Raw genomic sequence first — 6405 nt, 5'->3', positions numbered from 1 at the left:
TCGCCCACATGTCCCTTCATCAAAACCAACAATGTCAAAGATCACAAACCGACAAACAAACCGGACAACCAACCCCTCCCCGATCCATAAACCGGGGGAAATGGTCATCCGCTCCTGTCAGCGACCGATGCGAGAGCGGCAGAAAACCGCCAGTCCGCGTCGGTGAAGGGGCGTCTATGAGCGCCGCGCGATTCGGTCAACACCCTTTTTCCAAAAAAGTGCAGGAGACGGCCGCCGGGCTCCCGGCTGTTGCGGACCCGTCCTGCCTCTCTGGTTAGCGAACCGCCTTCACGTCCTCGGGCTTGACCACATCCTTGTAGCGGTTGCCGAAGTGGCTGCGGACATAGTTGACCACGTCCGCCACCTGCTGGTCGCTCATCATCGCCCCAACCGCCGGCATGCCGTTCTTGCCCTTGAGCAGGACATAGACGGGGTAGCCGCTGGCGGAGAGATTCGTGTTGGCCGCGAGCGCCGGGTAGAAGCCCGCGCCGGTCGACACCCCCGTGGCGTCCGGCATGTGGCAACCGGCACAGACCCGGCGGTACATCTTCTCGCCATCGGGCTCGCTGAACTTGCTCATGGTGACAAAGGCACCATCGGCATCGCCGGGCTTGCTGCCGGTCCCGGCGAGGACCGAAGCGCTCATCGCCTCGCCCGCGCTCTGGGCCCACGCGCTCTGGGCCAAGGCGCTGAGGCCGAACGTGCCCGCCGCGATCAGGGCGCCAACGCCAAGGATGAGGGTCTTGGTTGTCATGGAGTCAGCCCGCCAGTGCGCGTTGATGCAGCCGCCCGATCGCATCGAGCGCCGAGGTGATGCCGCCTTCCTGCCAGCCGCCCACATAGGAGGCGTGCTCGCCGGCGAGCACGATCCGGCCATCCAACTGGCAGAGGTTCTTGTAGTGCTCGACCCGGCTCTGTTCGGTCCAGATGCCGAAGCATCCCTGGGTCCATGGCACCCGGTGCCAGCCCACGGCAATGCCGTTGGCGAACTCGTCCTTGTACTGGGGATGGATCTGCGCGCCCCACTCCAGCGCCCGCTGCACCCGTTCCGCCGGAGGCAGGCTGGTGAACTCGTAAGCGAAAGCACCGTTGCTGTAGGCAGCCAGCAGGGTGCCGGGGCCTTTCGAGCCATAGCCGTAGCTGGGGTAGGAGATCTGCGCGATCGGCAGATCGGTGCTGGTGATGCCGCCGTAGATCTGCTCGTCCTGTTCCCAGAACCGCCGCTTGAACTCGATGCCGACCTTCAGGCCGGGCAGGTAAGGGACGGCATGGATCGCCGCGTCCAGATCGGCCCCGACGTTCATCGGAATCTGGCTGAGAATCGACAGCGGGATCGTGCAGACACACCAGTCCGCCGTGGCGGTGAGTTTCTGCCCCGACTTGGTGTCGAGATAGTCGACCGTGACGCCCTTCTCGCCCTGCTGGATTTTCGTCACCTTGCTGTTGAGGCGCACGAGGTGGCCGGCCGCCCGTTCAAACCCCTTGGCGACCTGCTCCATGCCGCCGACCGGCTGGAACATCGCCTGCTGGTGATCGTAGGTCAGGTTGCCCCCGATCGAGCGCCACAGCCGCGAGCGCAGCACGGTCTCGGTCGAGAGCGGCTCGGACGGGATCGGCTCGGCGGCGAGCCCGCCGCCAGGATTCTTCTCCCAGCCGCGCCGCCCGCTCGAGGCCGCGCCCTTCACATAGCGCATATCCTTGTCGAGCGCGCCCCAGCCGCGCAGCGATTCCAGCAGAAGCTCGCCATCCTCCCTGGTGAGGACATCGTCGAGCGCGCTTTTCTTCACCGCCTTGGCCAGCAGCTCGCTGACGTGGCCGTAGTAGTCCGCCTGGATATGACGATAGCGCTGCGGCTTGCCGCCGAAAGCCTGGGTCGAGTGGAGATAGGCATTGTAGTTGAGCTGCTGGAACGTCTCGAGCTGGACCCCCAGCTCGTGGCAATAGTGCATCAGCCCGTAATGGTTGAACGGGATGCGCCACGGGCCCGGGTTGATGTAGTTGCCCGGCGAGAACTGGCAGACCTGGGTGGCCCCGCCCAGTTCGGTGTAGGTATCGCCGCCCTTGAGCGTCCAACTGCGACCGCCGATCCGGTCGTTGAACTCGAGCACCTGCACCTTGTAGCCCGCGCGGCTCAGCTCGAGCGCGGCGACCATGCCGGCCACCCCGGCGCCCAGGATCACCACCGAGGCGCCCTTCGGATCGCCATCGAGCTTGACCGGCCCCTTGAACGGCGAAGCGGCAGCCTGGCCGAACGTGCTCATCGCCATGTACATGGCGGTGGCGCCAGCGCTCTTGCCGATCAGCCCGAGGAGGTCGCGCTTGGTCATGGCCGGGCCCTGTCGCGGCCCCGCAGGCGAACCGCTGCCCCACGCCTGTCGGCTCATCGTCCTGCCTCGTTCATCTGGAGCCCCCGGCACCGCGCTTGGGTGCGATGCAACATGGCTTGGGCGCTGGGCCCGGCTCTGTTGATACGCCGAACTGCGCATTTCCTCGGCGGCCCGGCTCCGTTCGGGCCAGCCGGGGTCATGCCGAGCGCATGATGCGCGGGGACCGGCGCGGGGTGAAGCGGGCGGCGACCACGCCCTCCAGGACCGCGAACGGCGCGGGGCCCTGCATCAGCAGGCTGCGCAAGGCGGCGCCATCGCAACGCCCGCCGGACACGGCCAGCGCCAGGGCATGCAGGCGACGCCACTCGGCCTGGCCCACCGTGGCGGCACTGGCCTGGCCCGGCGCGGCGCAGATCCGTTCCACTTCGCGGGCCGCCGCCACCCGGCCGAGACCGACGGTGGCGTTCAGATAGGCCTCGGCCTTGGCCGGGGTCCAGCGCTGGGCATGCAGGCCGGTGTCGGTCACCAACCGGGCGGCGTGACCAAGCTGGCGCCGCAAGCGGGTGACGCGACGCACCGGATCGTCGGACCCGGCGCCCTCGGCATCTTGCATCTCGGCCTCGAACAGCGCCCAGCCCTGACCATGACCGGCATAGCGCATGCCGTAGCGGCGAATGTCGTGCTGGCCTGCGGCCTCGACTGCGGGCGCGTCAAAGCCGGCAGCCGTGGTCGCGTCGGCCGGGTCTGAACCGCGCGACCCGACGGCGTCGGCCCCGTGGCGCGCCATGACCGATGCCAGCTCCCGCGACAGCAGGGCAACCTCCCGCAGCCCGAGCTGGTGCGCATCGGATGCGCTCAGGCCGGCCCCGGTGTGCCAGGCGAGCGCATCGGCATAGAACGCCTCGCCCCCGCGCAGCGCCCAGACCCCGGACGCCTCGCCGGCCGTGGAGCGCACCGTGGCCAGGGCCGCGATCTGCCGCTCGAGCGCCGGATGGAGGCCGCGCGCGATCAGCGCTTCGGCTCGGCCCGGTCCCAGTTCGGCGGACCGCAGGGCGGTCAACTGGCGCAGCGTGGTGTCGAGCAGGGCCGCTGACGGCAGGACACCGATCGCCGCGTCATGGCGGAACGCTGCCGTGGCGGCATCGAGGGCGCGCGGCAGAGCGGCCAGGTGTTCGATGGCGGACGCCCGATCCTCCGCCCGGGCCAGGTCGGGGATGGAGCGGTGGGGGCCGGTCGCCGGACTGACCGCGAAGGGCGCGACCGGCGCGCCGGTGTCGCTGGCCGAGGCCCCGAACGGGTAGCGCGTGCCGAGCGCCGCGACCTTGCCGAAATGATCGAGCAGCACGGCGCGATCGATCTCGGCCGATTGCGGCAGGCCGGTGGCGTCGATCGCCTCGATCCGCCGCACGGCCGAGCGCGCCCAGCCCACCCAGCTATCGCGCGCCTCGCGCGACCAGGGATCCAGCCGCCCGGCCGCCACTCGCGTCACGGCGGCGCTGGTGGTTTCCGGAAAGCGGTGCCGTTGTTCGTCCCACAGCCGGTCCATCAGGTCGGTCAGTTGCCGCTCGGCCGGGGCGAGGGCCCAGGCCGGCCCGGTCCGGACAAGCGCGGCAGCGGCGGCCACTCCCCCCAGGAAGCGGCGGCGACTGAGCCCTGATTCTGCCTGTGCCACGGGTGCGGTCCACTCCTTCAGTGGACCCGTGATGCCTCACGCGCGCGCGGAGCGGCATGGCGCAAACTGCGTATTGGCGGGTGCCGGCGGGGGCGCCGGGGCGGCAGACCGGCTTACCCGCCGATCACCAGGCCGGTCAGTAGGAGGCGGACAACCGGGCCGTGCCACCGGGGGCGCGGCGGGTGGCCGCGCGCTTGGCCTTGGCACGGGTGTCGCGCGCATCGCCGCTGTCGTAAAGCTCCAGGGTCGCTCCGGGCTGGCCCACGCCGTGCTGCTCGCACAGCGTCCGCTTGAACGCCTCGAGCTCGGCCGCGTCCTCGATATGCTGAACCGACCAGCGGCCGATGATCGTCTCCTCGACGCTGTCGAGCAGGACGAGAAAACGGCCCGAGACCGTTTCGGCGAGCTGCGTCACGTTGAAGCCGTCCGCCAGGAACCAGCGGTGGCGGTCCCAGGACATGATCGGACGATCGCAATGGCGGCAGTAACTGGTCAGCGTTCCGTCGGGCTCCTTATGCGCCCGGCTTTCGGGGATGTGGACCCGGGTGAACCAGCACTGCGTCAGAGCTTTCATTGCGCCTGTTTCCGAAAAGAGCTGCGTGATGCTCTGGGAAACGGCGGACACGGCGGAAAGTTAACCCCTGCAGAAGGTTAAGTCGGCTTCCCGGTCAGGAGCCTGTCAAAGGGGCCCATCAAAGGGGATTCCCGTCCTTGTCGCGGTAGATCTCGCGCCGGCCCACATGGTTGGCCGGGCCCACCAGCCCATCGGCCTCCATCCGCTCGATCCACTTGGATGCGGTGTTGTAGCCCACCCCCATCTGGCGCTGGATCCAGCTTGCCGAGGCCTTCTGGCTTTCGAACACCAGCTGGCAGACCTGGCGGTACTTGCGCTCCTCCGGATTGTCCGAGGCGGTGGCATCCAGATCGTCGAAGCCGAAGGGCGAATCCTCGGGCTCTTCCGTCACCGAATCGACGTATTCCGGCTCACCCTGGGCGCGCCAGTGATCGGCGATCTTCTCCACCTCCTCGTCCGAGACGAACGGTCCGTGCACGCGGCGGATCGGATCGGTGCTGGGTTTGTAGAGCATGTCGCCCTTGCCCAGTAGCTGTTCGGCGCCCTGTTCGCCCAGGATCGTGCGGCTGTCGATCCGGCTGGTCACCGCGAAGGAAATGCGGGTCGGCAGGTTGGCCTTGATGACGCCGGTGATGACGTCCACCGAGGGGCGCTGCGTCGCCATGATCAGGTGGATGCCGGCGGCGCGACTCTTTTGCGAGAGGCGCTGAATCAGCACCTCGATCTCCTTGCCGACCGTGACCATCAGGTCGGCCAGCTCGTCGACGATCACCACGATCTGCGGCAGCACCTGGTAATCGTACTGCTGGTCCTCGAACAGCTCCTCGCCGGTGTCGGGATCGAACCCGATCGGGATGCGCTTGCCCAGCGGTTTGCCCTTGGCGATCGCAGCGCGGACCTTGTCGTTGAAGCCCGAGATGTTGCGCACGCTGATCTCGCTCATCATGCGATAGCGCCGCTCCATCTCCTCGACCGCCCACTTCAGCGCGCGGACCGCCTTGGCCGGCTCGGTCACCACCGGCGAGAGCAGGTGCGGGATATTGTCGTAGGACTTGAGCTCCAGCACCTTGGGATCGACCAGGATCATGCGGCACTGCGCCGGGGTCAGCCGGTAGAGCAGCGACAGCAGGATGCAGTTGAGCCCGACCGACTTGCCCGAGCCGGTGGTGCCCGCCACCAGCAGGTGGGGCATGGTGGCCAGGTCCGCCACGATCGGTTCGCCGGCGATGTCCTTGCCCAGGATGATCGGCAGCAGGCCCTTGTGCGCCGCGAAGGTCTCGCTCGCGACCATCTCCTTGAAGCTCACCATCTGGCGATCGGCATTGGGCAGCTCGATGCCCATCACGGTGCGCCCCGGGATCGACGAGACGCGCGCCGAGATCGCGCTCATGTTGCGGGCGATGTCGTCGGCCAGGCCGATCACCCGACTGGCCTTGATCCCCGGCGCGGGCTCCAGCTCGTACATGGTCACCACCGGGCCGGTGCGCACGGCGGTGATCTCGCCCTTGACGTTGAAATCGTCGAGCACGGTCTCGAGCAGGCGGGCGTTCCGCTCAAGCCCCAGCTTGTCGATCTTGGGCTGCGAATTCGGTGGCGGATCGGCCAGCAGCTCGAGCGGAGGCAGCTCGAACTTGTCGAACAGGTCGCCCTGGCGGCTGACGGCGGAAAGCTGCGCCGGCTTGATCGGGCGGGTCGGATCGCTGATCTCGGGCGCGCGGCGTTCGGCCATCGGCGCGGCGAAGGCGGGCTCCGGCGCCGCCGGGCGGGCCGCCGGCCGCGGCTCGGGGGCGGGCGCATCCAGCCCCTGGAACTGCGCGGGCGCGCGGGGCGCC

At 68.6% G+C, this 6405-nt stretch carries 5 protein-coding genes; all 5 read right to left on the bottom strand.

Features of this window, described 5'->3' with window-relative positions; translation table 11 throughout:
- Positions 1–274: 274 nt before the first annotated feature.
- Positions 275–754 (bottom strand): c-type cytochrome, encoded by a 480-nt coding sequence (locus H7F49_RS18630; protein WP_185685068.1) that lies wholly within the window; start codon positions 752–754, stop codon positions 275–277.
- A gap of 4 nt (positions 755–758) precedes the next feature.
- Positions 759–2327 carry a flavin monoamine oxidase family protein gene (locus tag H7F49_RS18625; protein WP_185685067.1) on the bottom strand — a complete coding sequence of 523 codons (1569 nt, stop codon included), beginning with the start codon at positions 2325–2327 and terminating at the stop codon, positions 759–761.
- A gap of 196 nt (positions 2328–2523) precedes the next feature.
- Positions 2524–3999 (bottom strand): DUF885 family protein, encoded by a 1476-nt coding sequence (locus tag H7F49_RS18620; RefSeq protein ID WP_185685066.1) that lies wholly within the window; start codon positions 3997–3999, stop codon positions 2524–2526.
- Positions 4000–4135: 136 nt separating this feature from the next.
- A complete protein-coding gene (locus H7F49_RS18615) occupies positions 4136–4573 on the bottom strand; it encodes a hypothetical protein (RefSeq protein WP_185685065.1) in 438 nt (145 codons plus the stop codon).
- A 118-nt stretch (positions 4574–4691) separates the two neighbouring features.
- A partial coding sequence (locus H7F49_RS18610) for a DNA translocase FtsK (protein WP_185685064.1) occupies positions 4692–6405 on the bottom strand: 1714 nt, incomplete at its 5' end.

Origin of the sequence: Novosphingobium aerophilum, from assembly GCF_014230305.1 — a bacterium.
GTDB lineage: Bacteria > Pseudomonadota > Alphaproteobacteria > Sphingomonadales > Sphingomonadaceae > Novosphingobium > Novosphingobium aerophilum.
The sequence above is the reverse complement of the archived record's forward strand: the minus strand, read 5'-3'. Positions and strand labels throughout refer to the sequence as shown.

What these genes read in the sequence shown, in the direction of transcription:
- H7F49_RS18630 (WP_185685068.1), bottom strand. Translation starts at nt 754, where the DNA reads ATGACAACCAAGACCCTCATCCTTGGCGTTGGCGCCCTGATCGCGGCG.
- H7F49_RS18615 (WP_185685065.1), bottom strand. Translation starts at nt 4,573, where the DNA reads ATGAAAGCTCTGACGCAGTGCTGGTTCACCCGGGTCCACATCCCCGAA.
- H7F49_RS18625 (WP_185685067.1), bottom strand. Translation starts at nt 2,327, where the DNA reads ATGACCAAGCGCGACCTCCTCGGGCTGATCGGCAAGAGCGCTGGCGCC.